Origin of the sequence: Kitasatospora sp. NPDC056800, from assembly GCF_042789775.1 — a bacterium.
Taxonomy (GTDB): Bacteria; Actinomycetota; Actinomycetes; order Streptomycetales; family Streptomycetaceae; genus Kitasatospora.
Window position 1 is genome coordinate 49,239 of the sequence record NZ_JBHUAL010000011.1, and the last position, 26,768, is coordinate 76,006.

The 26,768-nt window shown below is 74.3% G+C and carries 26 protein-coding genes; 15 read left to right on the top strand and 11 right to left on the bottom strand.

Annotated features, from left to right (window positions below; all coding sequences use genetic code 11):
• Positions 1 to 42: 42 nt before the first annotated feature.
• The gene (locus tag ACFRQN_RS04590; RefSeq protein WP_074004117.1) at positions 43 to 1,005 is read right to left on the bottom strand and encodes a phosphatidylinositol-specific phospholipase C; all 963 of its coding nucleotides are present in this window, start codon (positions 1,003 to 1,005) and stop codon (positions 43 to 45) included.
• A 205-nt stretch (positions 1,006 to 1,210) separates the two neighbouring features.
• On the opposite strand from ACFRQN_RS04590, the gene ACFRQN_RS04595 reads away from it, so the two are divergent.
• On the top strand, positions 1,211 to 1,477 hold the full coding sequence (locus ACFRQN_RS04595; protein WP_053111985.1) for a hypothetical protein: 267 nt from the start codon (positions 1,211 to 1,213) through the stop codon (positions 1,475 to 1,477).
• A 36-nt stretch (positions 1,478 to 1,513) separates the two neighbouring features.
• Here the strand turns inward: ACFRQN_RS04595 and ACFRQN_RS04600 are convergent, their stop codons facing one another.
• From ACFRQN_RS04600 to ACFRQN_RS04610, 3 genes are all read right to left on the bottom strand, one after another.
• A complete protein-coding gene (locus tag ACFRQN_RS04600) occupies positions 1,514 to 2,356 on the bottom strand; it encodes a methyltransferase domain-containing protein (protein WP_380738191.1) in 843 nt (280 codons plus the stop codon).
• A gap of 162 nt (positions 2,357 to 2,518) precedes the next feature.
• Positions 2,519 to 3,181 carry a ferredoxin gene (locus tag ACFRQN_RS04605; protein ID WP_380738193.1) on the bottom strand — a complete coding sequence of 221 codons (663 nt, stop codon included), beginning with the start codon at positions 3,179 to 3,181 and terminating at the stop codon, positions 2,519 to 2,521.
• A 131-nt stretch (positions 3,182 to 3,312) separates the two neighbouring features.
• Positions 3,313 to 3,756, bottom strand: coding sequence for an ArsI/CadI family heavy metal resistance metalloenzyme (locus ACFRQN_RS04610; protein ID WP_380738195.1), 444 nt, complete (start codon positions 3,754 to 3,756; stop codon positions 3,313 to 3,315).
• Positions 3,757 to 3,844: 88 nt separating this feature from the next.
• On the opposite strand from ACFRQN_RS04610, the gene ACFRQN_RS04615 reads away from it, so the two are divergent.
• The 4 genes from ACFRQN_RS04615 to ACFRQN_RS04630 are packed head-to-tail and all read left to right on the top strand — an operon-like array spanning position 3,845 to position 6,309.
• On the top strand, positions 3,845 to 4,246 hold the full coding sequence (locus tag ACFRQN_RS04615; RefSeq protein WP_380738197.1) for an ArsR/SmtB family transcription factor: 402 nt from the start codon (positions 3,845 to 3,847) through the stop codon (positions 4,244 to 4,246).
• Positions 4,243 to 5,337: an ACR3 family arsenite efflux transporter gene (gene arsB, locus ACFRQN_RS04620; protein ID WP_380738199.1), complete on the top strand. Its 1,095-nt coding sequence runs from the start codon at positions 4,243 to 4,245 to the stop codon at positions 5,335 to 5,337. The genes ACFRQN_RS04615 and arsB overlap by 4 nt, the downstream gene beginning before the upstream one ends.
• A 13-nt stretch (positions 5,338 to 5,350) precedes the next feature.
• Complete coding sequence (locus ACFRQN_RS04625) at positions 5,351 to 5,788, top strand: arsenate reductase ArsC (RefSeq protein ID WP_380738201.1); 438 nt, start codon at positions 5,351 to 5,353, stop codon at positions 5,786 to 5,788.
• 23 nt (positions 5,789 to 5,811) lie between these two features.
• Positions 5,812 to 6,309 (top strand): GNAT family N-acetyltransferase, encoded by a 498-nt coding sequence (locus tag ACFRQN_RS04630; protein ID WP_380738240.1) that lies wholly within the window; start codon positions 5,812 to 5,814, stop codon positions 6,307 to 6,309.
• Between the two features lie 109 nt (positions 6,310 to 6,418).
• Here the strand turns inward: ACFRQN_RS04630 and ACFRQN_RS04635 are convergent, their stop codons facing one another.
• Positions 6,419 to 6,760, bottom strand: coding sequence for a hypothetical protein (locus ACFRQN_RS04635; RefSeq protein ID WP_074004125.1), 342 nt, complete (start codon positions 6,758 to 6,760; stop codon positions 6,419 to 6,421).
• Positions 6,761 to 6,958: 198 nt separating this feature from the next.
• On the opposite strand from ACFRQN_RS04635, the gene ACFRQN_RS04640 reads away from it, so the two are divergent.
• Positions 6,959 to 7,342, top strand: coding sequence for a VOC family protein (locus tag ACFRQN_RS04640; RefSeq protein ID WP_049651006.1), 384 nt, complete (start codon positions 6,959 to 6,961; stop codon positions 7,340 to 7,342).
• Here the strand turns inward: ACFRQN_RS04640 and ACFRQN_RS04645 are convergent.
• From ACFRQN_RS04645 to ACFRQN_RS04660, 4 genes are all read right to left on the bottom strand, one after another.
• Entirely contained in the window at positions 7,329 to 7,829 is a 501-nt protein-coding gene (locus tag ACFRQN_RS04645) for a hypothetical protein (protein ID WP_380738203.1), read from the bottom strand. The genes ACFRQN_RS04640 and ACFRQN_RS04645 overlap by 14 nt on opposite strands.
• Before the next feature lie 150 nt (positions 7,830 to 7,979).
• A complete protein-coding gene (locus ACFRQN_RS04650; RefSeq protein ID WP_380738205.1) occupies positions 7,980 to 8,846 on the bottom strand; it encodes a DUF3592 domain-containing protein in 867 nt (288 codons plus the stop codon).
• Positions 8,847 to 8,870: 24 nt separating this feature from the next.
• Positions 8,871 to 9,962: a hypothetical protein gene (locus ACFRQN_RS04655; protein WP_380738207.1), complete on the bottom strand. Its 1,092-nt coding sequence runs from the start codon at positions 9,960 to 9,962 to the stop codon at positions 8,871 to 8,873.
• A 107-nt stretch (positions 9,963 to 10,069) separates the two neighbouring features.
• Positions 10,070 to 10,747: a CPCC family cysteine-rich protein gene (locus ACFRQN_RS04660; RefSeq protein WP_380738210.1), complete on the bottom strand. Its 678-nt coding sequence runs from the start codon at positions 10,745 to 10,747 to the stop codon at positions 10,070 to 10,072.
• Positions 10,748 to 10,959: 212 nt separating this feature from the next.
• On the opposite strand from ACFRQN_RS04660, the gene ACFRQN_RS04665 reads away from it, so the two are divergent.
• A complete protein-coding gene (locus tag ACFRQN_RS04665) occupies positions 10,960 to 11,799 on the top strand; it encodes a helix-turn-helix domain-containing protein (protein WP_380738212.1) in 840 nt (279 codons plus the stop codon).
• A 144-nt stretch (positions 11,800 to 11,943) separates the two neighbouring features.
• Positions 11,944 to 13,749 (top strand): CocE/NonD family hydrolase C-terminal non-catalytic domain-containing protein, encoded by a 1,806-nt coding sequence (locus ACFRQN_RS04670; RefSeq protein WP_074004131.1) that lies wholly within the window; start codon positions 11,944 to 11,946, stop codon positions 13,747 to 13,749.
• 60 nt (positions 13,750 to 13,809) lie between these two features.
• On the opposite strand, the gene ACFRQN_RS04675 is transcribed toward ACFRQN_RS04670, so the two are convergent.
• Positions 13,810 to 15,369 carry an MFS transporter gene (locus ACFRQN_RS04675; protein WP_380738242.1) on the bottom strand — a complete coding sequence of 520 codons (1,560 nt, stop codon included), beginning with the start codon at positions 15,367 to 15,369 and terminating at the stop codon, positions 13,810 to 13,812.
• A 160-nt stretch (positions 15,370 to 15,529) separates the two neighbouring features.
• On the opposite strand from ACFRQN_RS04675, the gene ACFRQN_RS04680 reads away from it, so the two are divergent.
• Both ACFRQN_RS04680 and ACFRQN_RS04685 read left to right on the top strand, forming a co-directional pair.
• Positions 15,530 to 15,841, top strand: a complete 312-nt coding sequence (locus ACFRQN_RS04680; protein WP_049650999.1) for a helix-turn-helix transcriptional regulator — start codon at positions 15,530 to 15,532, stop codon at positions 15,839 to 15,841.
• 110 nt (positions 15,842 to 15,951) lie between these two features.
• Positions 15,952 to 16,185, top strand: coding sequence for a helix-turn-helix transcriptional regulator (locus tag ACFRQN_RS04685; protein ID WP_074004134.1), 234 nt, complete (start codon positions 15,952 to 15,954; stop codon positions 16,183 to 16,185).
• Between the two features lie 12 nt (positions 16,186 to 16,197).
• On the opposite strand, the gene ACFRQN_RS04690 is transcribed toward ACFRQN_RS04685, so the two are convergent.
• Positions 16,198 to 19,371, bottom strand: a complete 3,174-nt coding sequence (locus ACFRQN_RS04690; protein WP_380738214.1) for a putative bifunctional diguanylate cyclase/phosphodiesterase — start codon at positions 19,369 to 19,371, stop codon at positions 16,198 to 16,200.
• A gap of 231 nt (positions 19,372 to 19,602) precedes the next feature.
• Between ACFRQN_RS04690 and ACFRQN_RS04695 the strand changes: the two genes are divergently transcribed.
• The 5 genes from ACFRQN_RS04695 to ACFRQN_RS04715 all read left to right on the top strand — a co-directional run bounded on the left by ACFRQN_RS04695 (position 19,603) and on the right by ACFRQN_RS04715 (position 26,679).
• Positions 19,603 to 23,067 carry an amino acid adenylation domain-containing protein gene (locus ACFRQN_RS04695; RefSeq protein ID WP_380738216.1) on the top strand — a complete coding sequence of 1,155 codons (3,465 nt, stop codon included), beginning with the start codon at positions 19,603 to 19,605 and terminating at the stop codon, positions 23,065 to 23,067.
• Positions 23,064 to 23,879, top strand: a complete 816-nt coding sequence (locus ACFRQN_RS04700; protein ID WP_380738218.1) for a leucyl/phenylalanyl-tRNA--protein transferase — start codon at positions 23,064 to 23,066, stop codon at positions 23,877 to 23,879. The genes ACFRQN_RS04695 and ACFRQN_RS04700 overlap by 4 nt, the downstream gene beginning before the upstream one ends.
• 79 nt (positions 23,880 to 23,958) lie before the next feature.
• The gene (locus ACFRQN_RS04705; RefSeq protein WP_380738220.1) at positions 23,959 to 25,509 is read left to right on the top strand and encodes a hypothetical protein; all 1,551 of its coding nucleotides are present in this window, start codon (positions 23,959 to 23,961) and stop codon (positions 25,507 to 25,509) included.
• 136 nt (positions 25,510 to 25,645) lie between these two features.
• Positions 25,646 to 26,194 (top strand): hypothetical protein, encoded by a 549-nt coding sequence (locus tag ACFRQN_RS04710; protein ID WP_380738222.1) that lies wholly within the window; start codon positions 25,646 to 25,648, stop codon positions 26,192 to 26,194.
• A complete protein-coding gene (locus ACFRQN_RS04715; protein WP_380738224.1) occupies positions 26,191 to 26,679 on the top strand; it encodes a hypothetical protein in 489 nt (162 codons plus the stop codon). Before ACFRQN_RS04710 ends, ACFRQN_RS04715 begins: the two co-directional genes overlap by 4 nt.
• Positions 26,680 to 26,768 lie beyond the last annotated feature (89 nt).

Genomic DNA, 26,768 nt, shown 5'->3' on the forward strand with positions numbered 1-26,768 from the left:
GGGCCGAGGGGGCCGAGAGGGATGGTGCCGTTGCCGATGTGCCTAGACGAAGTTCTTGTCGATCAGCATCTGCAGCACGTTGACGTGGAAGTCCGGGAAGTCCATCGGCACGATGCCGAACCGGGCGCGCTGCTGGGTGCGGGCGTTCAGGTACGGGTAGATGCTGCGGTCCATCAACGTCTGAGAGCTGGTCTTGGGCCAGTAACCACCGGCGTACGAGAGGAAGTTGACGAACATCTTCGAGTAGCCCGGGTTGAGGAAGGCCTTGTCGAACTGGGCGACGATGCGCTGGCCCTTGGTCCCCAGGGGGTCGGTGCCGCCGGTCTGCCAGAGGTCCTGGGTGTCGAAGTAGCCGTTCTCGCCGCTGGACCAGTCGATCAGGCCCCACGGGTTGGTGAAGTCGGCGATCAGGACGACCTTCCCCCGGGCGGTGGCGAGGGTCGGCCAGCCGTAGAAGTGGAACAGGCCGCGGTAGCCGAGCCCGTCGAGGTAGTGGTTGATCCGCCGCATGAACTCGGTGTCGTCGAGCGCCTGGCCGCCGGCGCGCTCGTTGCGCAGGCGCATCAGGACGGTCTCGCCGGGGTGCGAGCGGAGGAAGGAGCGGCACTGGTCGAGCACGTCCTGGAGCCGGAGGTGCTGGTAGTTGTCCGAGTGGTAGATCCCGAGTTCGTCGGGCGCGCCCTGGAGGCCGTTGCAGCGGATGTCGAGGAAGCGGACGCCCTCGGTCAACTGCTGGGGGAGGCCCCAGTTCTGGGTGTGCGACCACTCGGTGCCGTAGGCGGGGTTCTCGCAGCAGGAGTCGTGGGTGCCGGGGATGGTGAGGTCCAGGAGGGAGGTGCTGCCGTTCAGGCGGCTCATCCAGCTGTCGGTCGGCAGCCCGCGCGGGGTGGTCGAGGCGGCGGCGGAGGGGGAGGCCGAGGCGCTGCCCGGGAGGGCGAGGCCTCCGAGGGCGGCGGCGCCGAATCCCGCGCCCCAGCTGAGGAGTTCACGACGTGCGATGCCCATGGTGTGGCTCCTTGGGGTCCAGTCGGTCCGGAGTCGTCCGGTTGGTCCGGTCGGTCGTGCGAGTCGTGCGAGTGGTGCGCTTGTCATCTTGGAGCACGCGGCCACTGCTTTGGCAGGTTCACGACGCCGGCAATCCGGTGCCGGACGGCCCCGGCGGGGTGAAGATCGAAATGCGCGGACGGCCGCCGCCCGCCACGGTGGGACCGTGGCTGCGATCGTCGTCCTCTTCGAACTGGCCCCGGACCAGGCCCTCGGCCCCGAGGGCGTCGGGCCGGGCGTGGTCGCGGTGCACGCCGCCGGCCAGGACCCGGACGTCCCGGAGGACCCGCAGGCGCGCACCCTCTGCGGGCTGGACACCGCGCCGATGGAGCACGCCCACTACCGCCCCGCCCGGCCGGGCGAGCCGTGGTACCCGCCCGAGCTGGAGCAGCAGCGGTGCCGGCTCTGCGAGGCGGCGCTGCACCGGCTTTGAGGGCCCTGAGGATCAGGAGAACGTTCGAGCGGCCGGTCAGCGGGGCCGGTGGGCGATCGCGGCGAACATCGTCACCGACAGGTGGAACGCCCCGTGCGCGGCGGCCGCGTCGAGGTCGGCGTAGAGCCGGTCGCGCTGCTCCTCGGTGAGCAGGCCCCGGCCGACGGCCGCCGCACCGAGACCGCGGAGGATCGGTCCGCCGACCGTGTGGGGGTCGTGCACGAGGACGTCGGCGCCGAGGGTGTCGACGGTCAGCCCGGCCTCGACCAGCCAGCCCGTGAGGCTGCGCCCGGCCTCCGGGTGGGCGGCGGCGCCCTGGACGACGGCGGCCAGCGCGGGACGGACCTCCGGGGCCACCGGGTGCAGCAGGAAGGTCGACCAGTCGGTGTCCAGCAGCGCGACCCGGCCGCCCGGGCGCAGCACCCGGGCCATCTCGGCGACGGCCTTCGCCGGGTCGGTGAGGTGCTGGAGAACGCGCTCGCACCAGACCGCGTCCAGCTCGCCGTCGGGCAGCGGCAGCGCCTGCGCGTCGCCGTCCAGGAAGCGGGCCGGGCTGTCGGCCTCGGTGGTGCGCCGCTCGGCGACGGCCCGCAGACCGGGGTGCGGTTCGACGCCGATCGCGCTTCCCGTGCTGCCGCCGGCCGCACCGCCCTCCGGGCTGACCGCCGCCGCGAGCACCCGGGTCTCCGAACCGGTGCCGGCGCCGACGTCCAGCGCGCGCTCGCCGGGGCGTACGGCGAGCCGCTCGTGCGCCCACGCGCGCAGGCGCCGTACCCCGGGGTTGGCGGCTTGGGCGTCCAGCGCGGCGACCAAGCGGTCGGTTTTCGCCGGGTCGGCGTTGGCGCGGTGGAAGGCCGAGGTGGGGCGCGGGTCGGTCATGGGCGCCACCCTAAACGGACATGACGGTCCATCGGCGACATCCCGTCCGCGCTCCTCGCGGCACGGCTCGTCTGGGACGGCGGTCCGCCCGCTGCCGACCGGCAGGGGCCCCGGGGTGGCGGGTCCGGCCGACTTCCCGCTCCTCGCGCCCGCCGCCGAGGGTCAGAGTTCCGGTAGTGCCTCGCCGACGCGGGGTTCGCGGTGCTCGGTGAGCCAGAACAGGTAGCCGCGCAGGTAGGCCTCCAGCCCGTCGTCGAGGTAGGCAGCGTACTGGCGCAGGGCGTCCGGTTCGTTCCGGCCGTCGTCGCCCAGTCGCAGTTCGTCGGCGATCCAGGCGCGGACCTCGTCCCGGCGGGCCCACCAGTCGCGTACCGCCTGCGGGGTCCAGTGCCGGTCGCCGTCCCAGGCGTAGCCGCCCAGGGGCTCGTCGTGGGCGATCTCGACCAGGGCGGCCACTTCACGCGGGTTGACGGGCTGGCGGTGGACGAACTCGCAGTGCCTGTCGTCGGAGAGCACGTGCTCGGGGAGGTAGTACGGGCCGTTCAGCCCGCTGTCGGTCTCGCCGGCGTAGAACGGGCCGGGCACGTTCAGCCAACCGCGCTGCTCCCAACGGCCGCGGCCCACCGAGTCGGCCATCTCCCGGGCGGTCGGCAGCGGGTCCCAGTAGGCGAGCTCCTGCCACGGCCCCTCCGCCGGGTGGAGGAGCAGCCGCCCGCGCATCCGGACTGCCGACTGCCGCAGCGCCGCCTCGTGCGAGAGCTCCTGCCCCCGGTTCAGCGACCGGATCCACCGGCCGATCACCCCGCCCACCTGCGTCTTTCTCATGCGGCCCAGCCTAGGACCTGCTCGGGCGAAGGGCCTCGGTGAAGTGGCGGCCGCCTCATTCGGCGTCGGACGCGCCCTGGCGGCTCCGGTGCGCGGGAAGTCGGCCGGGCCGACTTCCCGTGCACGCCGGCTCAGGCGGACGCCTCGCCGGTGGCGGTGTCCGTGCAGCAGGCCTCGGGGGCGCCGGCGGCGCTCTTGCCGAGGGTGTCGGCGTCGGCCTTGACCACGTAGACCTCCCAGGGCTCCCTGCCGGGGGCGGTCACCCAGACCTTGTCCTGGACGGCGTAGCAGCAGGAGGTGTCGTTCTCCTCGAAGGCGGCGAGGCCGGCGTCCCGGAGGCGGGTGGTGGCGGCGGTGACCTGCTCGGTGGAGGCGACCTCGACGCCGAGGTGGTCCAGGCGGGTGTCCTCGCCCGGCTCGCCCTCGATGAGGACGAGCTTCAGCGGGGGCTCGGTGATGGCGAAGTTCGCGTAGCCGGGGCGGCGCTTGGCGGGCTCGGTGCCGAAGAGCTTGGTGTAGAAGGCGATGGAGCCTTCGAGGTCGGCGACGCGCAGGGCGAGCTGGACACGGGACATGGTGGCCTCCAACAGGCTGGATCGAGCCTGGATCGATATCCGTCGATGCAAGCTTGCGGACTGGATCGGCGTTCGTCAATATAGAAGCATGTCGAAACAGGAACTCCGAGTGCTGGGCCAGGACGACGGCGCGGACGGCTGCTGCCCCGGGCTGCTGAGCGCTCCGCTGGACGAAGGGCAGGCCGCCGAACTGGCGCCGCTGTTCAAGGCCCTGGGCGATCCGGTGCGGCTGCGGCTGCTGTCGATGATCGCCTCCGGCGCCGGCGGCGAGGTGTGCGTCTGCGACCTGACCCCGGCCTTCGACCTGTCCCAGCCGACGATCTCCCACCACCTGAAGCTGCTGCGGCAGGCCGGGCTGATCGACTCCGAGCGCCGGGGCACCTGGGTGTACTACCGGCTGGTCCCCGAGACCACCGACCGCCTCGCGGGCGTCCTCACCCGCCCGGCGCCGCTCGAACCCGGCTCGGTGTCGCCCGGAGCCGCCGAGTGAGCGCCGCAACCGGGGCGCCCGCCCCCGTCGCCGGCCGGCTGTCGTTCGTCGACCGCTACCTCGCGCTCTGGATCCTCGCCGCGATGGCCCTCGGCATCGGCCTCGGCCGGCTCGTCCCGGGCCTGGGCGACGCGCTCGCGAAGGTGACCGTCACCGGCGTCTCGCTGCCGATCGCGCTCGGCCTGCTGGTGATGATGTACCCGGTGCTCGCCAAGGTCCGCTACGACCGGCTGGACACCGTCACCCGGAACCGCCGCCTGCTGATCCCCTCCCTGGTGCTCAACTGGCTGGTCGGGCCCGCCGTGATGTTCGCCCTCGCCTGGCTGCTGCTGCCCGACCTGCCGGAGTACCGCACCGGGCTGATCATCGTCGGCCTCGCCCGCTGCATCGCCATGGTGATCATCTGGAACGACCTGGCCTGCGGCGACCGGGAGGCCGCCGCCGTGCTCGTCGCCCTGAACTCCGTCTTCCAGGTGGTCGCGTTCGGCGCGCTGGGCTGGTTCTACCTGTCCGTGCTGCCCGGGTGGCTCGGCTTGGAACAGGCGGCGCTCGACGTGTCGGCCTGGGAGATCGCCCGCAGCGTGCTGGTCTTCCTCGGCATCCCGCTCGCCGCCGGCTACCTCACCCGCCGCCTGGGCGAGAAGGCCCGCGGCCGCACCTGGTACGAGACCGGGCTGCTGCCGCGGATCGGCCCGTTCGCGCTGTACGGGCTGCTGTTCACGATCGTCGTCCTGTTCGCGCTCCAGGGCCGTGCGATCACCTCGCAGCCCCTCGACGTCGCCCGGATCGCGCTGCCGCTGCTGGTGTACTTCGCCGTCATGTGGGCCGGTTCCCTGGCGCTGGGCCGCGCGGTGGGCCTGGACCACCCGCGCGCCACCACCCTGGCGTTCACCGCCGCGGGCAACAACTTCGAACTGGCCATCGCCGTCGCCATCGCCACCTTCGGCGCCACCAGCGGCCAGGCCCTCGCCGGAGTCGTCGGGCCGCTGATCGAGGTGCCGGTGCTCATCGGCCTCGTCCACGTGGCCCTCGCCGCCCGCCGCTACTTCCCCCAGCCCGCCACCGCCGTCGAAGGGTCCGCCCGTGTCTGAGCCTCAGCCGCCCGTGCCTGCAGCCGTGTTGCCGTCCGGGCCGTCCAAGCCGTCCGTGCTGTTCGTCTGCGTGCACAACGCCGGCCGTTCCCAGATGGCCGCCGCCTTCCTCAGCCACCTCGGCGGCGACCGGGTCGAGGTCCGGTCGGCCGGGTCCGCGCCCGCCGACACCGTCAACCCGGCCGTGGTCCGGGCGATGGCCGAGGTGGGGATCGACCTCTCCGCCGAGACGCCCAAGGTCCTCACCGTCGAGGCGGTCCGGGCCTCGGACGTGGTGATCACCATGGGCTGCGGCGACGCCTGCCCGTACTTCCCCGGAAAGCGCTACCTGGACTGGCAGTTGGCGGACCCGGCCGGCCAGGGCGTCGACGCCGTGCGCCCGATCCGCGACGAGATCGAGCGGCGCGTCCGCGGTCTGCTCGCCGAGCTGGGCGTGGGGGCGGGGGCGTGAACGGGGGAGTGGCCATCGTCGCGATGACGGCGGCGCACGCCGAACAGGTCCTGGCGATCTACCGGTTCGGGATCGACGGTGGCGACGCCACCTTCGAGACCGCCCCGCCGAACTGGGAGGCGTTCGACGTCGCGCGCCTGGCCGAGCACCGCTTCGTCGCCCTCGACGGACACGGAGTCGGGGACGGGGACGGGGCTGGCCGGGTGCTCGGCTGGGCCGCGGTGGCCCGGGTGTCGGACCGGTGCGCGTACGCGGGTGTGGTCGAACACTCCGTCTACGTCCACCCCGAAGCGCGGGGGCGGGGCGTGGGCGCCGCGTTGCTGGAGGCGCTGATCGCCTCCACCGAGCGGGCCGGGATCTGGACGATCCAGTCGGGGATCTTCCCTGAGAACACGGCCAGTCTCGCCCTGCACGCCAGGGCCGGGTTCCGGGTCGTCGGGACGCGGGAGCGCATCGGCCGGCGCGACGGCCGGTGGCGCGACGTGGTCCTCCTCGAACGCCGCAGTCCTACGGTCGGTTGAGCACATCGCTGACCGAATCGCCGTCCGAAGAGCCGTCCGGCGGGTGGCGCTGAGTGGGAAGTCGGCCGGGCCGACTTCCCACTCCGCACGTGTCCGGGTACGGCGCCGACTACACGCCGACCGCGGTGCCGGCGTGGGCGGAGGCCGCCTGGTACTCGTCGTCGCCCTCGAACCGTGCTTCGCAGCCGGTGGTGAGGGTGCTGGCGACGATGACCGGATCGAGGATCTTGGAGCCGGAGTTCAGCTTGGCGATCCCGCTCTGGTCGGTGGTCGCGGAGCCGACGCGCTGGCCGCTCGCGGTGCTGTAGAAGGTGATCTGCCGCCCCACGATCGGCTTGCCGTCCGTGTCGGTCAGCGTGGCCTCGAAGTCGCCGCTGATCGGTGCGTTGGCGACCACGTGGCCGCTCACCGTGCGTGCCGTGAGCTGGACGGGCTTCTTGTCGGAAGTCATAACGTAACCTCCTGGATGCTCTGGGCTACTCCTTCCACCGTAGGCACGTCCGTGAGGGCCTGCATCCGGGCCGTATCGCCGCAGGTCAGGGTCGTCGGCGGGGCCGCTCCTCACGGGCCGGTCCCGCCCTCGGCGGGGGTGCGGGGAGCGGGCGCGACCCGGTGGCGTCCGGCGCGGGGATCGGGGAGACTCGCGCGCATGGTTTCGGTGTTGCAGAACGTGGCGATCGACTGTGCGGACGCCTATGAGCTGGCGCGGTTCTGGAGTGGTGTGACCGGTCGGCCGTTGGACCCCGACTGCCGGCCGGGGGACCGGGAGACCCAGGTGCTGCTGGCGGAGGGGCCGGTGCTGTACTTCAACCAGGTGTCCGAGGCGAAGACGGTCAAGAACCGGGTCCACCTGTGCCTGCGGCCCGAGACCTCGCGCGACCAGGAGGTGGAGCGGCTGCTCGGCCTCGGCGCCACCTTCGTCGGCGACCACCGGAACCCCGACGGTTCGGGGTGGGCCGTCCTCTCCGACCCCGAGGGCAACGAGTTCTGCGTGCTGCGCAGCGACTCCGACCGGGCCGTCACGAACCCCTGACGCCCGTGCGCCGTCCCGGCCGGAGCTGCGACCAGGCCCCGACGCCCAGGGCCGTCCCGATCCCCAGGAAGGCCCCGACCCCGGCCGGCGCGACCCACCCGGTGATCGGCGCCGCCGCGCCGCCGCCGTCCCCGGTGAGGGCGAGCAGCGCGGTGAGCAGGCCGTACGGGACCAGCAGCGTCCCCGCGCAGGCCAGGGCGAGCAGCGGCCCGCGCGGGAGGCGCCGTCCCCACGGCCAGGCGAGGGCGCAGGCCATGGCGAGCCCGGCCAGGGCGAGGACGGCGGTGAAGTCGACGCCGTGCCGTTCGAGCCAGACCAGGGCCCCGGGCGCGCCGTTGCGGGTGAACTCGTCCGCCACGTCGAACCCGGCCGCGAGCCCGGCCCGGCCGCCCGCCGCCCAGTAGCTCTTGAGGCCGATGTACGGGACGGCGGCGGCGACGCCCAGCGCCGCGACCCTTCGTGCCGTGGCCGGTGTCGGTGCGCGCATGCCGTCTCCTCCGGTGTCCCCGCCCGCCGGCCGCTGCCGCCGGGCGGACTCCACCGTGCCCGCGCCCGGGGCACCGGGTCGTCCTCCCCGGAGCCGGGTTCCGGGCTGAGCCGTCCCCCGCCCGGGGGAGTGGGCGACGGGGGCCAGGGGCTACCGGGAGAGCAGGACCGCCCCCGCGGCCGCCGCCGCGGCCAGGATGACGAGGGCCAGGACCGCGCAGCCGAGGTTCGCCTCCACGGACCCGCGGGTGGCGGCGAGGGCCGGTGTGAAGTCGGCCGGGTTGTCGGGCGCGTAGTGGATCACGACGTCCTGGCCGTACGCGGCGGTGGTGTCGGACAGGTACGAGGGCTGGTAGCCGGTGACGGCCGTTCCCTCGTGGGTGGTGAAGGAGTAGACGGGTGTCCGGCTGGTGCGGAGGTCGCCGTCCGCGTCGGTCTCGACGGTCCTGAGGACGGCGATGACGCGGCCCGTCGCGGACGCCATGGCGTCCAGCTCGGCGAGACGCTTCCTCATGCGCCGCCGCTCCCCGGGCAGGTGGAAGGCGGTGAGGACGGTGAGCGGCCCGCAGACCGCGACCAGGGCCCACGGCCAGCCCCAGTCGATCGAGGCGACGACCACCAGCCCGACGTAGATCAGCAGGACGGCGGAGTTCGGCAGGCCGAGCCCGCGCCCGCCGTCCTGGGGGCTGTTGGTGAACCGGAAGGCGTGCGGCCGCCCCGGCGGGTAGCGGATTCCGACCTCCCGGCCCACCCAGGCCGTGGTGATCAGGTCGCCGGTCCCGGTGTCGTTCGTGACGACGAACTCCTCGCCGGTGGAAGGGTCCCGGAAGCGGACGACCACCGCGATCCCGTCCTCCTGGGAGCTCCCGTTCCGCGGCTCCCGCACCCGTTCGATCCGCCCCGTCACCCGTACCGTCCGCTGCGCCCGGGTCAGGCCGGCCAGCGACCGCCCGTACCCGACCAGCGCGACGAGGCCGAACGCCCCGCACCACAGCGCCAGAACTCCGTGCCAGTTCATCTGCGTCCCGTTCCTGTCCGTGGTTCAGTGCGCCGAGGTGCGCCGCAGCACCCGGCCCTGCCCGTCCGCCTCCAGCACGGCGGCGCCCCCGGGCCCGGTCACGCTGACCGTGATGGTGACGGGGCCGTCGGTGCGGAGGACGGTGATGCTCCAGGCCTGCGGGGCGTGGACGCCGAGGGTGGTTCTGGCCTCCTCGACCAGGGCGGGGAACCGCTCGTAGGGCAGCGACTTCGGGTCGAACTCGCGGGCCTTCGTGCCGGCCGAGGAGAACGTCACCGCCAGCAGGTTGTCCGTCACCTGGAGGGTGGTCACCGGGCCGTACTCGCCGTTCCGGGTCACGGAGTCGATCGACCGGCCCAACGCGCCGTCGTCGAGGAAGGACTGGCCGGCGCCGAGCACGACGGTGCCGGACCCGCCCGTCACCACCTCGGCCGACCACGAGGAGGAGACCGAGGGGTCCGCCGAGGAGGACGGCGGTTCGGCGGGCTGCTGCTCGAACAGGTCCGCGCGGAACAGGAACACGACGGCCGTGGCGGCGAGCAGCAGGCCGAGGAGCCCGACGAAGCCGACGGCACGGCTCTCGGGAGGCTCGCTCAGCCTGGTCGCCTCGGGTGCGGAGTCGAGTCGGGCTCCGGCCGCCCGCTCCTCCCACTCCGGGGTCGGCCGCTTCACGATCCGCATGTCCGTCGGCCGGTCCGGCGGGTAGCGGACCACCAGGACGGTGCGCGGCACGTAGTCGGGGAGGTCGGCGACGTTGATGTCCTGGGTGAGCTCCACCCGGAACGCGGGCCCGTCGTCCGGTACGACGGTGAGGTCGAACCGCACCGCCCGGTCGGTCACCTGGCCCTCGGGGACGGTCCGGCTCTCGACCACCGCCAGCGCCGTACGCGGGACGACGGCCGCCTCCCGCGCCCGCCGCGGCCAGCCGGCGAGGAGGTACAGCAGGCCGTAGCCGATCGGCACGCCCAGGCCGCCGACGAGCAGCGGCACATTCTCCAGGACGACGCCGACGACCAGCCCGGCGAGCGATCCTCCGATGACGCCACCCGTCAGGAAACTGCGGGCGAGGGCGATCGGCAGGTTGCGCCTGGGCGGCACGCCGGGGGTGATCGTCATACCGGTGATTGTGCCGGGCGGAGGGGCCGGCCGATAGGCCTTTGTGCCGTCACCAGTGGGGAGTTGCTGGCGCCGGGCCCTGCCGGACGGGCTTCGGCCTCGGTCGGCTACTCGTCGTAGACGACAGTGAAGTCCCGTTCGGCCGTGGCGAATTCGGCCAGCCGGCTGCGGAGCAGCGCGGCCGACGACGGGACCTCGCGCTCCAGCTCGGCCCAGCCGGTGAAGCGCAGCTCGCGGGGCATCGCGACCAGGCCGGTGATCGCGTCCCAGAAGGCGTTCCAGTTCCTGCCGTAGAACGCCGGGAAGCCGAGTTCGCGCTTCAGGACGGCGTGGAGACCGCTCTCGTCGCGGACGGATCCGACGTCGATGGTGACGAGGCGGGGCACGCTCGGTGTCGGGTCCTCGGTGGCGCCCGGGAAGGACGGCAGCCACCAGCACCAGACCGACCGGTCCTCGGGCCAGGGGCGGCCTTCCTCGTCCGCCCGGTCCTCGAAGACGTCCGTGGCCAGGTCGATGGGCCGCCAGGCGGGGTCGAGCGGCTCGTCGGGCGTCGGCGGCCGGACGAAGCGGCGGCCGCGCTGGTCGCAGGCGCCGTACTCCTGGACGTTCCGCTGGGCCCGCACCAGCGAGACGCTGTTGGCGCCGCGCGGCAGGAGCGGCCGGCGGAGCTGGGTCGGGTCGTCCTCCCAGGAGCAGACCGGGCAGACGACGGACGAACCGGGCCACCCCTCCCGGACGTCGAAGACGAGATGGCCGCAGCAGGGGCAAGGCCGACGAGTGTCCACCCCGGCAGTCTGGCCCGCCGTCCCGGCCGGTGGCGACCCGGTTTCGCGCGGCCGTTTGTCAGCCTTCCGTTCTGCTCCCCAACTCCGCTGCAACTGTGTGCAATCGGCTCGGGCGCGGCGGCGGTGCGCGGCTACGCTTCTCGGTAGGAGCCGCACGGGGAGTGCGCCGTCCACCCCGACAATTCCCAGGCAGGTGAACCATGCCCTCAGTCATGCCGTCCAGCAGCGCGGTGGCGGTCCGCAAGGAGGTCGCCGACCGGTTGCGCGAGCTGTGCCGCGACGCCGGGTTCAACGGGCGCGAGCTGGCGCTCCGGGCCGGCTGGCACCCCTCCAAGTCCTCCCGGATCATCAACGCGCTGACCTCGCCGTCCGACGAGGACATCCGCACCTGGTGCCGGCTCTGCGGGGCGGAGGAGGAGTCGGCCGACCTCATCGCCGCGACGCGCTCCGCCGAGTCGATGTACGTGGAGTGGCGGCGGCTCCAGCGCACCGGGCTCACCCGGCTGCAGAACTCCTACGTGCCGCTGTTCGAGCGCACCAGGGTGTTCCGGGTGTACAGCTCCTCCCTCGTCCCCGGGTTCCTGCAGAGCCGGGGCTACGCGACGGCGTTGCTCTCCGCCATCACCCGCTTCCACGGCACCCCCGACGACGTCGCCGACGCGGTCGAGGCCCGGCTCGCGCGCTCGCGGATCGTCCGGGAGGGCGGGCAGCGGTTCGCCCTGCTGGTGGAGGAGTCGGTGCTGCGCCACCGGATCGGGGACGCCGGGGTGATGCGCGGGCAGCTGGAGGACCTGCTGGCCGCGACCGCGCTGCCCGCCGTCTCGCTGGGGGTCATCCCGGCGGGCGCGGAGCGGGAGGTGTGGCCGCTGGAGACCTTCAGCCTCTACGACGGCGAGCAGGTGGAGGTGGAGACCCTCACGGCGAGCCTGACCGTCACCCGGCCCCGCGAGGTCGCCCACTACCTGGACGCCTTCGAGAAGTTGTCCGGTACGGCCGTGTACGGCGACCGGGCCCGGGCGCTGATCGGTTCGGCGCTCGACACGCTCGGGTGACGCCGCGGATACCACGGTTCGGTGATCGGCAAGGGAGGATGACCACGAACCACCTATCCGAGCGAATCTGACGGTGCATCAGTTAGCATCCGGTCACTCCGGACCATGATGCGGTCAGCATCCGTTACGGAAAAGGTGGTTCGCATGGCCAGTATCAGTGGGCAGCCGATCCCGGCGATCACCGAGGCGACCCTCACGGAGATCGCCGACAGCGGCCTCCGGGGCCCTGGCAACACCGTCAACCAGGCCGTCGTCGACCTCGGCAACGCCCTGGTGGCGGCCGTCCAGGGCGACGAGAGCGTCCAGCTCCCGCCGGAGCTGGCCGAGCTGGTGGCCCAGGTGCGGCGGATCGCCGAGGTCGAGGTCACCGGGATCCCCGTCGAGGAGAACCTCAAGCTGTCGGCGTTCACCATCAAGCTGCACGGCGACGAGCAGCGCCCGGTCGTGATCCTGCCCGCGGGGTGGAACCCGCTCGGCTGGCTGCCCTTCGTCTACGCCTACTTCAAGCTGGCGCTGCGCGGCTACCACGTGCTGACCTACACCCCGCGCGGCCTCGGCTACCCGGGCTGGATCTCCACCTCCGGGGGGCACATCGACGTCGCCGGGCCCAAGGACTGGGCCGACGGCTCGAAGGTCATCACCTACGCGGAGGGGCACTTCAGCCCGAGCAAGGTCGGCTTCCTCGGCGTGTCCTACGGCTCCGGGATCAGCCAGCTGGTCGCCGCGCACGACCGGGACGAGCGGGTCAAGGCCGTGGTCGCGCTGAGCACCTGGGGCAACCTGGCCACCAGCCTCTACGCCAACGACACCCGGCACGTGGAGGCCGTCAAGGTGCTGGTCGGCTTCACGGGCGGGGAGCGGGACGACAAGTTCGACGAGGAGGCCCTGGACATCCTCGACAAGTTCGACCAGAACCGCGACCTCGACGACGTGGTCGCCTGGGGCACCGAGCGCTCGCCGGAGACATACCTGGGCAAGACCAACGAACTCGGCATCCCGACCTACATCTCCAACACCTGGCACGAGACCCTCTTCCCGGTCGCCCCGGTGATCGACGTCTACAACCGGCTGACCGTGCCGAAGCAGCTGAACCTGTGGATCGGCGACCACGGCGCGCCGGAGGGCGCCGGACTGTCCGGACTGCTGACCCACCTGCCGTTCCCCGGTCTGGCGGAGCCCCTCCGGGAGGCCTACGAGTTCCTGGACCACCACCTGCTGGGTGCCGACAACGAGGCGCCGAACCGCCCGCGGGTGACCAACCAGGTCATGTTCACCTACAAGACCAAGCCGGTACTGGGCGGCGGGCGGCGGATCACCGAGGCCGCCCGCCGGGAGGGCCACGACTCGTGGGCGGACGTCACCACCGGCACGGAGGCCTGGTACCTCACCGGCGTCAACGGCGACGGTGACGGCGCGCTGGCCGACAAGCAGGCCGCCGGCTGGTCGCGGAGCTTCACCGCCGGCCTGGAGACCAAGGCCACCGCGGTGGACGAGGTCATGAAGACGGGCCAGAAGGAGTGGACGGGCAACCCCCGGAAGTACGTCCTGGCCGAGTTCGAGCGGGAGAACCTGCTGGTCTGGTCGACCGACCCGCTGACCGGCAGCGACGGGGTGGCCCGCCGGATCCGGGGCGCCGCGGCGGTCCGGCTGACCGTGCGCAGCACCGAGGAGGCCGCCACCCTGGTGGCCTACCTGTTCGACGTCGCCCCGGACGGCACCGCGCGGATCATCACCCACGAGCCGTACACCGCGCTCGGCCTGACGCCCGGCCAGGACACCACTGTCGACTGGGAGCTCCAGCCCGCCGCGTACGACGTGCCGGTCGGCCACCGGGTGGCGCTGGTCGTCAACAGCCGGGACCAGCTGTACTCCTACGCCGCGGAGCAGGGAACCATCACCATCGGCTCGCCGAACGGGCACGAGTCCCGGCTGGAGCTGCCGCTGGGCTGATCCGCCCGCCGCTCCTGCCCCGGCCCGTCGCCCTCGTGGCGGCGGGCCGGTCGGCGTCCGTCAGGCCGTGGTCCTGGCGGAGGTGCCGCGCAGCAGGAGCGCGATGAGGACGGCGAGCAGCGCGCCGACGGCCGCCAGGCCCCACAGCACGGAGTGGAAGGCGGAGTCGTAGGCGTGCGCCAGGAAGTCCGTGAAGGCGCGGTGGTCGGTGGCGCCGGAGAGTTCGGCGGCGCCGGTGAGGTCCCCGCCGGCCGCCCGGTCGGCGACCTCGCCGGCCCGGGAGGCATCCGGGTGGGCGTCGATGCCGTCGGCGACCCGGGTACCGAGCACGGTGGCCAGCGCGGAGCCGTACACCGCGACGGCGACGGCCTCGCTGCCCAGGCGCAGGGTGTTGAGGAAGCCCGCCGCCATGCCGGCCTTGGCCGGGTCGACCAACTCCAGCGCCTGGCCGTCGACCAGGCCGGCCGACAGCCCCATCCCGGCGCCGGTGATGAGCATTGGGGCGGCGAGCAGCAGCACGGTGGCGGAGGGGGAGAGCAGGGTGAGGGCGAGGTCGCCCGCCACCAGGCAGGCCAGGCTGAGGAGGACCAGGGTGAGCGGGCGCATGCCGCGGGCGACCAGCCTGGCGGCGAGCATCGGCAGGACCAGCACCGGTGCGGTGAGCAGCAGCATCAGCAGCCCGGCGGCGCCGGTGCCGCGGCCGGTGACGGCGGTCAGGTAGCTCGGCAGGTAGGTGAGCACGGTGACGAAGCCGAAGGAGGCGGCCACCGGCACCAGGCAGAGGCCGAGGAAGCGGCGGTCGCGCAGCAGGCCGAGGTCCAGCATCGGGTGGGCGCTGCGGTGCTCGACGGCCGCGAAGACGCCGAGTACGGCGACCGCGCCGGCGAACAGGCCGAGCACGCCCGCGCTGCCCCAACCCCACTGGGAGCCCTGGACGATGGCGGTGGTGAGCAGCACCATGGCGAGCACGAACAGCGCGCTGCCGGGGACGTCGATCCGCCCGCCGCCGGTGCCGGCGGATGTGGCGGCCACGGCTCGGGCGATCACGGGCAGCGCGAGCAGGACGAACGCCAGGGCGACGGCGTGCACCGCGAACACCCAGCGCCAGCCGAGGCCCTGCACCAGCACGCCGGCCAGCGACGGGCCGAGGGCGACGCCGGCCCCGGCGACGGTGCCGAAGAGGGCGAAGGCCCGGGCGCGGGCCGGGCCGTCGAAGACGGTGGAGAGGATCGCCGCGCCGCAGGAGAAGATCGCGGCGCCGCCGATGCCGGTGAGGGCGCGGGCGGCGTCCAGCCAGAGCACGTCGGCGGCGACGGCGCTGGCGAGCGAGCCGAGGGCGTAGAGGGCGACGCCGGCGGCGAAGGCCCTGGCCCGGCCGATGACGTCGGCGATCGAGCCCCAGACCAGGGTGAAGCAGGCGAAGGCCACGTTGAAGGCGTTGACCACCCACTGGAGCGGGGCGAGGTCGGCGTGGGTGCCGGCGCCGATCCGGGGGAGGGCGACCGCGGTGCCGGAGATGGACATCGGGACGACGAAGACCGCGAGGAGGACGGCGGCGAGGACGGGGGTGTGGGCGGGGCGTCGCCGCTGGTCGGGGGCGTCTGACGGCGCGGCCGGCATGGCCTGCGTCGGCTGTGCGGCCTGTGTGGGCTGCGTGCTCAAGGGGGTGTGACTCCAGGCTTGAACCGGCCACGGGGTGGCCAGGTACGGATTTGATCGAACCTAAAGCTGTCACGGCGCCGAGGTACGATGCAACCCATACCTTGCGGAGGAGGAACCGATGCCCGACGCCGAAGGCCACCCCTCGACCGGGGAGATGGACCTGCGCACCGTCCTGGGCGCGCTCGCCGACCCGCTGCGCTACGGCGTGGTCGCGGCCCTGCTGCGGGAGGGCGAGGGGGCGGCGCGCACCTGCGCCTCGTTCAACCTCCCGGTCTCCAAGTCCACCCTCACCCACCACTTCCGGGTGCTGCGCGAGTCCGGCCTGATCCGCCAGGTCGACCGCGGCAACAGCCGGGCCGCCACGCTGCGCCGCGAGGACCTCGACCAGCGCTTCCCGGGGCTGCTCGACCTGGTCCGCGGCGACTCCTGACGGCGGGGGAGGCCCAAGCGGAGGTCAAGGAACCTTGACCTCCGCTTGGGGCCGCCGCGGGCTGACGGCATGTCAAACTGTGCGCCCCGCAGGCCGATGAGGAGAGTTCGGTGGATCTGGCGCGCCCCCTGATCGAGGATTTCCCCGCCCACCCGGACGGCGACCCCGCCGACGCCCTGGCCCGCGCCGTCCGGGCCCGCCGCACCGCCCTCGGTCTCACCCTCCCCGACCTCGCGGTTCGCACGGGCCTCCCCGAGGCCGATGTCCGGGCCGTCGAGGCGGGGCACGCGAGGCCGACGCTGGCGCTGCTCACGGTGCTGTCGCGCGCCCTGCGGAAGGTGTAGCCGGGGAGGTCTTCAGACCGGCTCGTAGGAGGTCCGGCGGACCAGGGCGCGGGCGTCGGGGGAGTCCATGGGGTGGGCGAAGAGGTACCCCTGGCCGAGCGGGCAGCCCATGGCGGCGAGCAGGTCGCGCTGGTCGGGGTGCTCGATGCCCTCGGCGATGACCTGGACCCCGAGGGTGTCGGCGATCCGGGTGATGCCCTCGACCAGGGCGTACTGCTGGGGCGAGTGGCCGAGGCCGTCGATGAAGGACTTGTCGATCTTGAGCAGGGAGATCGGGAACTCGCGCAGGTAGGACAGCGAGGAGTAGCCGGTCCCGAAGTCGTCGATGGCGATGCCGACACCGAGTCCGGACAGCGTGGCCATGTCGGCGTGGACGCGGTCGTCGCGGCGCATCAGCACCGACTCGGTGAGCTCCAGGACGAGGGTGTGGGGGTCGATGCCGGTGGCGGCCAGCGCCCGGCGGACCACGTCCACGAAGCCGGCGTCGCGGAACTGGCGGGCCGAGACGTTGACGTTGACCCGCAGTGGCGGCCGGCCGGCGGCCGTCCGCGCCGCCGAGCTCGCGGCGTGCCAGGCGGCGACCTCCTGGGCGGCGCGTTCCAGCACCCAGGCGCCGAGCGGGACGATCTGGCCGCTCTCCTCGGCGAGGGCGATGAACTCGTCGGGCAGCACCATGCCGCGCCGGTCGTGCGGCCAGCGGACCAGCGCCTCGAAGGCGACCAGATCGCCCGAGCGCAGGTCGACGATCGGCTGGTAGTACAGCTGGAAGGCCGATTCGGCGATCGCCGAGTCGAGGTGCTCGTTCAGCTCGTGCCGCTCCACCATGCCGGTCTGGAGGGCCGGCCGGTAGTGGCGCCACTGGCGGCGGCCGGCCGCCTTGGCGGAGTAGAGCGCGAGGTCGGCGTGGGTGAGCAGCTCGGTCGCGTCCACGCTGTCCTCGGTGGTCGCCACACCGATGCTGGCCGTCACCCGCACCGTGCCCGACGTGAGCTTGAACGGTTCGGCGAACACCGCCAGCACCCCGGACGCGATGGTGTCCACGTCGGCGGGCCGTCTCGCGTCCTCCACCAGGACGGCGAACTCGTCGCCGCCGAGCCGGGCGGCGGTGTCCGAGGCGCGCAGCGCGGTGGAGATCCGCAGCGAGACGGCGACCAGCAGCTCGTCGCCGACCGCGTGCCCTTGGGTGTCGTTGACCACCTTGAAGTCGTCCAGGTCGATGAAGAGCACCCCGGTGACGGCCCCGCTGCGCTCGCCCCGGGAGAGCGCGTGCCCGACCCGGTCCTGGAACAGCACCCGGTTGGCCAGGCCGGTCAGCGAGTCGTGGAAGGCCCGGTGGGTCAGCTCGCGCTCCATCTGCCGCTGCTCGGTCACGTCGCGCAGGGTGAGCACCAGGGCGCCGACGGTCGGGTCCGCGCGCAGGTCGTCGGAGCGGACCTCGGCCTCGATCGGGGTGCGGTCCTGGCGCAGCAGCCGCCAGTGCTCGCGCGGCTGCTCGCCCCGGGGCGGCTCGGCGGTCCCGCGCATCCGGGCCAGCGCCTTGCCGACCTCCCGGCTGTCCTCGGGCGGGACCAGGTCGGTCAGCGGGGTGCCGGCCAGGTCGGGGCGGCCGAGCACCGTCGCGGCGGACGGGGAGGCGTAGCGCACGCCGTCGTCGGCGTCGAGGATCAGGATGACGTCGCTGGCGTTCTGCACCAGGGTGCGGAAGTACAGCTCGCTGTTGCGCTGGGTGACCTCGCGGCTCAGCACCACCCGCTCGACCGCGAGGGCCGCCTGCGCGGCGAGGATCTCCAGCGAGCTCCAGAGGCCGGCCAGCTCCTGCTCCGTCCCGGTGACGACGAGCGCGCCGATCAGCGGGTCGCCGGAGGGGCGCTCGGCGAGGGTGAGCGGACAGACCAGGGCGTACGGCATGCCGCCGAGGCGGGCGAGGAGGCCGCCGTCGGCCGGGGTGGCGGCCGGGTCCAGGCCGAGGGAGCCGACGGGCAGCAGCACGGTCTCCCGGGCGGTGGCGAGCTCCAGCACCCGGTCGGACTGCGCGGTGTCCCCGGGCGTGGGCCGGGGGGTGTCGCTCCCGGCGTGCCGGACGTGCAGCACCCCGGCCTCGGCGACGGAGAGCAGGGCGACGTGCCCGGCCTCGGCCGGCATCAGGGTGGAGGCGGCGGACTGGACGGCGTCCGCGACCTCCCCCACCGTGACGGCCGCGGTCAGCCGGGCGCCCGCCTCGCGCAGCGCCCGCTCGCGGGCCACGGCCTGCCTGCGGGCGGAGACGACCACCGCCAGCCGGGCCAGCACCAGCAGGTAGAGCACCGCCGAGAAGGCGCCGATCACGCCCGCGTTGCTGGTGTTGCCGGCCAGCGCCTCGATGATCAGGATCGCCGGGGCGATCAGCGAGGCCAGGGTGAGCAGTACCAGCCGGGCGGTGCTCAGGTCCGGCTGCTGGGTGGGCACCGGACGGGTCAGCTCGACCATCGACGGGTGCAGCGCCGCCGCGCCCCAGGCGGTGTAGAAGGCGGCCCAGCCGAGTTCGACGGGCGTGCCGATGTGCCAGGTGCCGTGCAGCTGGATCAGCCCGTACAGCACGTCGGAGACCATGATGCCGAGCGAGCCGACGGCGAGCAGCTGCAGGGAGCGGGAGTTGCCGCCGCGCGGGGTCAGCAGCCGCAGCAGCAGGGCGAGCACGACCACGTCGCCGAGCGGGTAGGCGATCGAGACGGCCTTCTGGAACCAGTCGAGGTCCGGGTTCCGGGCGTACGGGAGGATCAGGTAGATCCAGGCGAGCAGGGCCAGCCCCATGGTGGGGACGAGGGCGTCGAGCAGCCCGGCGCGGTCCTGACGAGCTGTGCGCCAGCGGATGAAGCCCAGCACGCCGACCGCGTACAGCACGTACTCGGCGAGGTAGAAGCCGTCCGCGACGGACGGGAACGGGTTGGGCACGTGCAGGATGTCCAGCTGGACGGCCTGCACCACCTCGCCCACCGTGAAGCTGAGGTTGGCGAGCGCCAGCACGTACCAGTAGCGCGCGTGCGCGGGACGGTTGAGGCGGACGCCGACCACGATGGCGGCGACGCCGCCGAGGCCGATGCCGGTCCACCAGATGATCCGCTGGCCGGGATTCGCGTAGTAGATGCCGGTGAACAGCACCATCCAGAGCAGGTAACAGACCATCAGGTGTTGTCGCCGGCGAGTCAACGAGGCTACCTCCTCCACGACATCACCCCGCCGGTCGGGCGGGGGAGTTCGGGTGAGGACGGGACGGGCCGGGCGTAGGAGCCGGTCCGGGTGGGGCGGATGAGCGCTTTCGCGCAGCAGCGAGGCGTCCGGTGGGGGGTGCGACCGGACGTCCTCGACGGGGCAGGAGTGCGTATAGTCGGAAATGTCGCACTCCCCAGCATTCTGCCGCCACAGCATGAGGTCAAGCCGGTGGACGACGCAGTAGACAGCGCACAGGGCGTACGAACGGATGCGAGCTCCGGCCGTCACGCCGTGGTCCGCAACGGCAACGGTCAGTATGCGATCTGGCCGGGCGACTTGACCGTCCCGGCCGGCTGGCAGCAGGTCCACGGGCCGGCCGGGCGGGCCGACTGCCGGGACTGGGTGGAGCGCGAGTGGCGCCCGGCCGGGCTGGGCTTCCCCGGCGGCGCCCCGGTACGGCGGGCGGCGGGCGGAATCGCCGACCCGGCGGGCGGATCGGCGGACCCGTCGGCCGGATTCCCGCACACCGTCGCCGGATTCGCGGACACGGTGCACGGGCTGTTCCGCGCGCGGGCGGCGCACGACCCGGACGCGGTCGCCGTCATCGCCGCGGACGCCACGCTGAGCTACCGCGAACTCGACCTGCGCAGCGACCGGTTGGCCGCCGCGCTGCGGGCGCGCGGGACCGGCCCGGAGCAGGTGGTGCCGGTCTGCCTGGACCGCGGGGCGGGCCTGGTCACCGCCTGGCTGGCCGTGCTCAAGGCCGGCGGGGCCTTCCTGCCGCTGGACCCGGCCCACCCGCCGCGGCGGCTGGCCCGGCTGGTCGAGGACTGCGGGGCGCGGGTGGTGGTCGCGGACGGTGACGAGTTCCCGGAGGCGCCCGGGGTGTCCGTGCTCGGGGTGTCCGCGCCCGGGGTGTCCGTGCCCGGGGTGTCCGCGCCCGGGCCGGAGGACGGCGGGGAGCCCCTGAACTCCGGGGCGTTCTTCGTCGGGGACGACGGCGCCGTCCCCGACGACCTCGCCTACCTGATCTACACCTCCGGCACCACCGGCCGCCCCAAGGGCGTCCCCGTCACCCATCGCGCACTGCTGTTCACCCTCGACCGGATCGTCCACGCCTACCGGCTGCGCCCCGGCGAACGCGTCCTGCACCTGGCCGCGCTGGGCTCCGACACCGCACTGGAGCAGGTGTTCGGCGCGCTGCTCGCGGGCGCGACGGTGGTGCTCGGCGGGGGCGGCGGCGCGGGCGGCACCTGGGCGCCCACCGAGCTGGCCGGCCGGCTGCCCGGGCTGGGCCTGGCCGTCGCCGACCTCACCCCCGCCTACTGGCACCACCTGCTCGACCTGCTCCCGCCCGGCGGGCCCGGCCCCCAGGGGCTGCGCCTGGTGGTGGTCGGCGGGGACGCCGTGCACGCCGCCGACAGCCGGCACTGCCTGGAGCGGCTGCCGGGCGCCCGGCTGCTCAACGCGTACGGGGTCACCGAGGCGGCCGTCACCTCGACGCTCTGCGAGGTCACGGCGGAGCTGCTCGACGGGGGCGGCGGAAGCTCCGCGGGGGCGGGCGGCACCCCGGCCGCGCCCGTGCCGATCGGACGGCCGCTGCCCGGGGTGCGGGTGCACGTGCTGGACGCCCGGCTGCGCCCCGTCCGGCCCGGGGAGAAGGGGCAGATCCACCTCGGCGGGCCCGGCCTGGCCCGGGGCTACTGGCGGCAGGCCGGGCTCACCGCCGAGTCCTTCCTGCCCGACCCGTACGCGCCGCTGCCCGGCGAGCGGATGTACCGCACCGGCGACGCCGGGCGCTGGCGGGCGGACGGGCAGCTGGAGATCCTCGGCCGCTTCGACGACCAGGTGAAGGTGCGCGGGCACCGGGTGGACCCGGCCGAGGTCGAGGCCGTCCTGGCCGCGCACCCGGACGTCCGGCAGGCCCGGGTCGCGGCCGACGGCGAGGCGGCCGACGGCAGCCGCACGCTCACCGCGTACTACACGCCCGCCTCCGGGACGGCCGTCGGGGCGCCGGGGCTCCGGGCGTTCCTGGCCGACCGGCTGCCGGAGTACCTGGTGCCGGCCGAGTTCGTGCCGCTGGAGGCGATGCCGCTCACGGCGGCGGGGAAGATCGACCGGCGGCGGCTGCCGCACGCGCCGGTGCGCTCCCCGGCGTCGGCTCCCGTTCCCCCGTCGACCCCTTCGCCGGCCCCCGCACCCGGCCCCGCCGGAGACGGGCCGCTGGAGGCGGCCGTCGGACAGCTGTGGGCGGAGCTGCTCGGTGTCGAACACGTCGGCCCGGACGGCGACTTCTTCGCGCTCGGCGGCACCTCGCTGCTCGCGATGGAGATGCTGGCGCGGGCCCGGATCCTGCTCGGCATCGACGTCGGGCAGGTGCGCACGCTCACCCGGGCGCTGCTGCGCGAGCCCGTCCTGCGCGCCTTCGCGGCGGCGCTGTCGGCGGCGCGCGCGGACACCCCCGCCGGGGCCGTACGGGACGCCGCGGTCGACTGGTTCGCGGAGGCCCGGCTCACCGAGGACCTCCGGCAGTCCTGGAGCCCGGCGCCCTCCCGCGCCGAACCCGCCGAGATCCTGCTCACCGGCGCCACCGGCTTCTGCGGCGCCCACCTGCTGCACGCGCTGCTCGCCACCACCCGGGCGCGCATCCACTGCCTGGTCCGCGCGCCCGACGAGGAACACGCGCTGGAACGGCTGCGGGCGGCCCGGCAGCGCTTCCTGCGGCAGGACCTCGCCGACCGGCGGGTGGTGCCGCTGGTCGGCGACCTCACCCGACCGAAGCTCAGCCTGACGGACCGTCAATTCGACTGGCTGGCCGGGCACCTGGACGCGATCCACCACCTCGGCGGACAGGTCAATTTCCTCTACCCGTACCACCAGTTGCGTGCGGCCAACGTCGGCGGCACCCGGGAGGTCGTCCGGCTCGCCGGGCACAGCCGGGGCATCCCCGTGCACTACCTCTCCACCCTCGCCGTGCTGGCCGGCTTCGGCGCGGCCGGCGTCCCGAAGGTCACCGAGCGCACCCCGCTCGCCCACCCCGAACGGCTCGGCGTCGGCTACGTCGAGAGCAAGTGGGTCGCCGAACAGCTGCTGCACAACGCGGCCGCCGCCGGGCTGCCCGTCACCGTGCTGCGCACCAACGACGTCACCGGGGACCTCGCGTCCGGGGCGATGAACACCGGCACCGAACTGTGCGCGCTGATCGCCTACTTGGCCGACAGCGGGACCTGCCCGGACGTGCGGCTGCTGCTCGACTTCGTCCCCGCCGACCGCTTCGCCCGGGCCATCGCGCACATCGCCGCCCACGCACCCGCCGCCGGCGAGGTCTACCACCTCACCTCCCCGCGCCCGGGCACCCTCGCCGACCTCGCCGAGCGGCTCCGGGCGCGCGGCCACCGGATCGCCCCGCTGCCGTACGGGGACTGGGTGCGGCGGCTGGTCCGGTTCGCCGCCGGGAACCCGACGCACCCGATCGCGCCGTTCGTCCCGCTGTTCGTGGACCGCGCGCCGGGGTCGGAGCTGTCGGTCAGCGAGATGTACTTCCGGCCGACGTTCCCGCTGTTCGAGCGGGCGGACGCGGACGCGGCGCTGGCCGGGAGCGGGATCGAACTGCCGCCGGTGGAGGCGGGGTTGATCGACCACTACCTGGCGGGGCTGGAACGGGAGGGCTTCCTGCGGGCGGCGTCTCCGTGAGCCCCTCCGAGGCGCTCGAAGCACTGGATGTGCTCGGCGCGCTGGACGTGCGGCACGGGCCCGGCGACGGCCCGGTGGCCTTCGGCGGGTCGCTGGGCGCGCTCGGCCCCGGCGGGCTGCTGGCGGCGTACCGGCGCGGGCTGTTCCCGCTGCCGGCGGCGGACGTCTACGCGAGCGCGTACAACGAGGCGGTGTACGGGGACGCCGTCGAGGCGGGCGAGGTGGCGCTGCTGCCCGGCGGGGCGGACCTGTACGCGCTCGCCTGGTGGTCGCCCGACCCCCGGCCGGTGATCGCGCCCGACGGCGTCCGGCTCGGGAGCCGGCTGGCGCGGCGGCTGCGCAACCGGTCCACGTGGTGGACGAGCGCGGACCGGGCCTTCGGGCGGGTGCTGGCGGCGTGCGCCGATGGACGTCAACCGGCTTGGCTCACCGAGGAGTTGGCGGAGGTGCTGGTGCGGCTGCACGAGCTGGGGGCGGCGCACAGCGGGGAGGTGTGGGAGGGGGAGGAGCTGATCGGCGGGGTGTTCGGGATCGCGGTCGGGCCGGTGCTGAGCCTGGACTCGATGTTCCACCGCCGCCCGGACGCCGCCCGGGTCGCCGTCGCCGACCTCGGGGCGCGGTTCGGCGCGGCGGGCGGGCGGCTGCTCGACGCCCAGTGGGACGGGCCGCACGTGCGGAGCCTCGGGGCCGAGCCGATGGCGCGCTCGCGGTACCTCGCGGAGCTGTCGGGCGGGGGTGGGGCCTCCGCTGTGGTCCCGGACGGGGCGCCGCTGCCGGCGGCGCGGCTGGGAGGATCGGCACGCCTCCACTGACCTGCGGTTAAACATGATCGAGCTGGCTTTTTTGGCCTGTCTTCGACAAACTTATTCCTCGTCAGTAACATGACGCCGCGTGTTCAAAAGTTCCATAGGCAGGGCCTCCGGCCCCGCCGTCCTCACCCTCACCCTCATCCTCGCCGGGGCCACCGCGTGCGGGCCGACCGACCCCGGCACCACCCAGGCCGGTGCCGAACCGGCCGCCGCCACCGTCGCCGACCCGGCCGCGACCGCCGCCGGGGGCAGCCCGGCCGCCGCCGCCCGGCCCGCCGGTGCCACCCCGCACGCCAGAGCGGCCAGTCCCGCCACCGGCCGTCCGACCCCGGGCAAGGCGCCCGTCACCGCCGCGCCCGCCGGCGACCAGCAGGCCGCGATCGGCAGCCCCGGCAAGGACGGTGGCGCGGTCACGGCGGCGGCGAAGAACCTCCAGCTGACGGCGTACGACCCGGCAGGCGGGACGGCGGTGCTGTCGGCGACGGGGCCGGGCGCCACGGCCCCGACCTCGCCAAGTGCCGCTCCCGGTACCGGTCCTGCTGCCTCTCCCAGCGCCGTACCGAGCGCCGCCCCCAGTGCGGCCGCCGCCGTCCAGCCCGGGCAGCTGATCGCCAGCCCGCCCACCGCCGCCGCACCGCAGGGCGCACTGGTCGCCGTCACCGGCGTCCGCCCCGGCGCGGGCAACACGCTCGCCCTGACCACCCGCCCGGCCACCCTGGCCGAACTCCTCGGCGGCACCGAGGCCGACGGCAACGTCCCCGTCGACCCGCACGGCATCACGGTGACCCCGCTGGTCAAGGACCTCAAGGCCACCGCCGGCCTGACCGGCAACGGCGTCCAGGCCGACGCCTCCGGCACCCTGGAGGTGAACCTCAAGGCCCCCGTCCCGCTGCCCGACGGCGCCAGCCTCGACGCCTCCGGCTCGCTCCAGCTCCACCCGGCCGTCCACTTCGCCTACCACGGCGCCGCGGCCGGCAGTCCGCGCACCGCCTCGATCGGCTTCGACCTCGGCGCCCACGCGCAGTGGAAGGTCGCCGGCGACGCCGCTCGCAGCACCGGCGCCGCGCCCATCCGGGTGCCTTTCGCCAAGCTGCAGGCCAGCCCGGTGCTGACGGTCGCCGGCCTGCCGGTGGTCGTCAACCTCGGCCTCACCTGCTACCTGGAGGTCAGCGCCGACGGCCAGGTCCACCTGGAGGCGGAGCAGGACGCCACCGGCACCTGGGCGGTCCGCGCCGACTACACCGGCGGCAAGGGCTGGACCCCGGTCACCAGCGCCGAGACCAAGGTCACCCCGGTACACGTGCGGCTCAACGGCAAGGCGGGCGTGCGGGCCGCGCTCGGCGCCGAGATCAGCCTCGGCCTGTACGACACCGTCGGCGTGGAGGCCACCGTCGCCCCCTACCTGCGCGCCCAGGCCGAGGGCTCGCTGGTCGCCGACTCCTCCGGCAACCCGCCGCAGGTGCAGGGCAGTTGGTCACTGGTCGGCGGCGTCGACCTGAACGGCTCGCTGCTCGCCCACCTGAAGGTCTTCGGCACCCCGATCATCGAGGGCAAGCTGCCGCTGCCGCCCTTCCACCGGGAGTGGCCGCTGCTCGGGGGATCGGCGACGCTGCCCGCGCCCCAGCACAGCTGATCCGACGTCACTTCATGGGCCCCTCGACCGGGTTGTCCGGTCGAGGGGCCCTCGTCGTGGGTAGGCTCGGGTCGAAGCTCGGGCCTGAGTTCGAACCGGTCGGAGGGGGTGCGGGGGCGGGATGCGGAACAGACAGGTGGCCTACGGCGTTTCGGTCGCCCTGGTGTGGGCGGTGTCGCTGACGCTGTACGCCGCCACCGGGATCGGCTGGTGGGCGGCCGTACCGGCGGGGCCGGCCGTGCTGGTGCTGCTGGCGGTCCTGTGGCCGCGGCGGCGGGGGAGCGGGGCCGGGCACGGAGGCGATGTCGCCTCGTGGGGCGCGCCCCGCTCCGCGGCCGGGGCGCCGGCGCCCGGCCGGGCGGCCCCTCTGCCGGAGAGTTCGGTGGCCTGGGAGATGGGGGACCCGGCCGGCCCGCCGGTCGTCAAGGGCCCCGTCGCCGGAAGCGCCGTCCTCCCGGATCGGATCGACTCCACCGAGCGGGACGACGACCTGGTGATCGTCGGGAGCGGTGCCGCCTCCCGGTACCGTCCCCTGCACGAGTACGCCCAGGACCCGCTGACCCCGGCGGCCGCCGAGACCGTCGCCACGGGCCTGGAGCGGCTGTTCCTCCGCCTCGGCCCGCCGCCGGGCTCCGCCCACGGCCCCGACCAGTCCGCCCCCGCACCCCGAGGTGACGACCGGTGACCACCCCCGAGGAAGGCCGCGTCCGCCGCCCGACGGCCCTGGAGATCGCCACCCAGTGGGCCCAACTCCCGCCCGAGCACCTGCGGGTGGCCCTGGAGCACCTCGAACTGGAACTCCAGCGCGAGCACGCCAGGGAGACGGCCAGGGAACGCCACCGGGCGTCCCTCGAAACGGTCCGCCTCAAGGAGGAGCACGCGACCGAGCGCGCCCGGATCGCGGCCCGGGAACGCCGCGACCAGCGCGCCCACCAGCTCTACGTCGGCGGCCTGGTGGCCGGCTTTATGCTCGCCGCCGGGATGCTCGTCGGCTCAGTGCTCGTCGGCCTCGACGGCCGCCAGTGGCTGGCCGGCCTGCTCGCCGGGCCCAGCCTGATCGCCCTGCCGGTGGTCTTCGTCCTGCGCCGCAGCGACCGCCCCGCCGCCCGCCCGCGCCCCCTCCCGCCGCCCTCGGCCCCGGACCAACTCCCGGGCGACCAACCGGCGTAGCCGGGGGCGGGTGCCCGCGTCGGGTTGGTCCTGCGGCGTCCGCCGTGGTGGAGGCGTGTCGTGGATTCCGGAGCGCCCCGCCGCCGTGG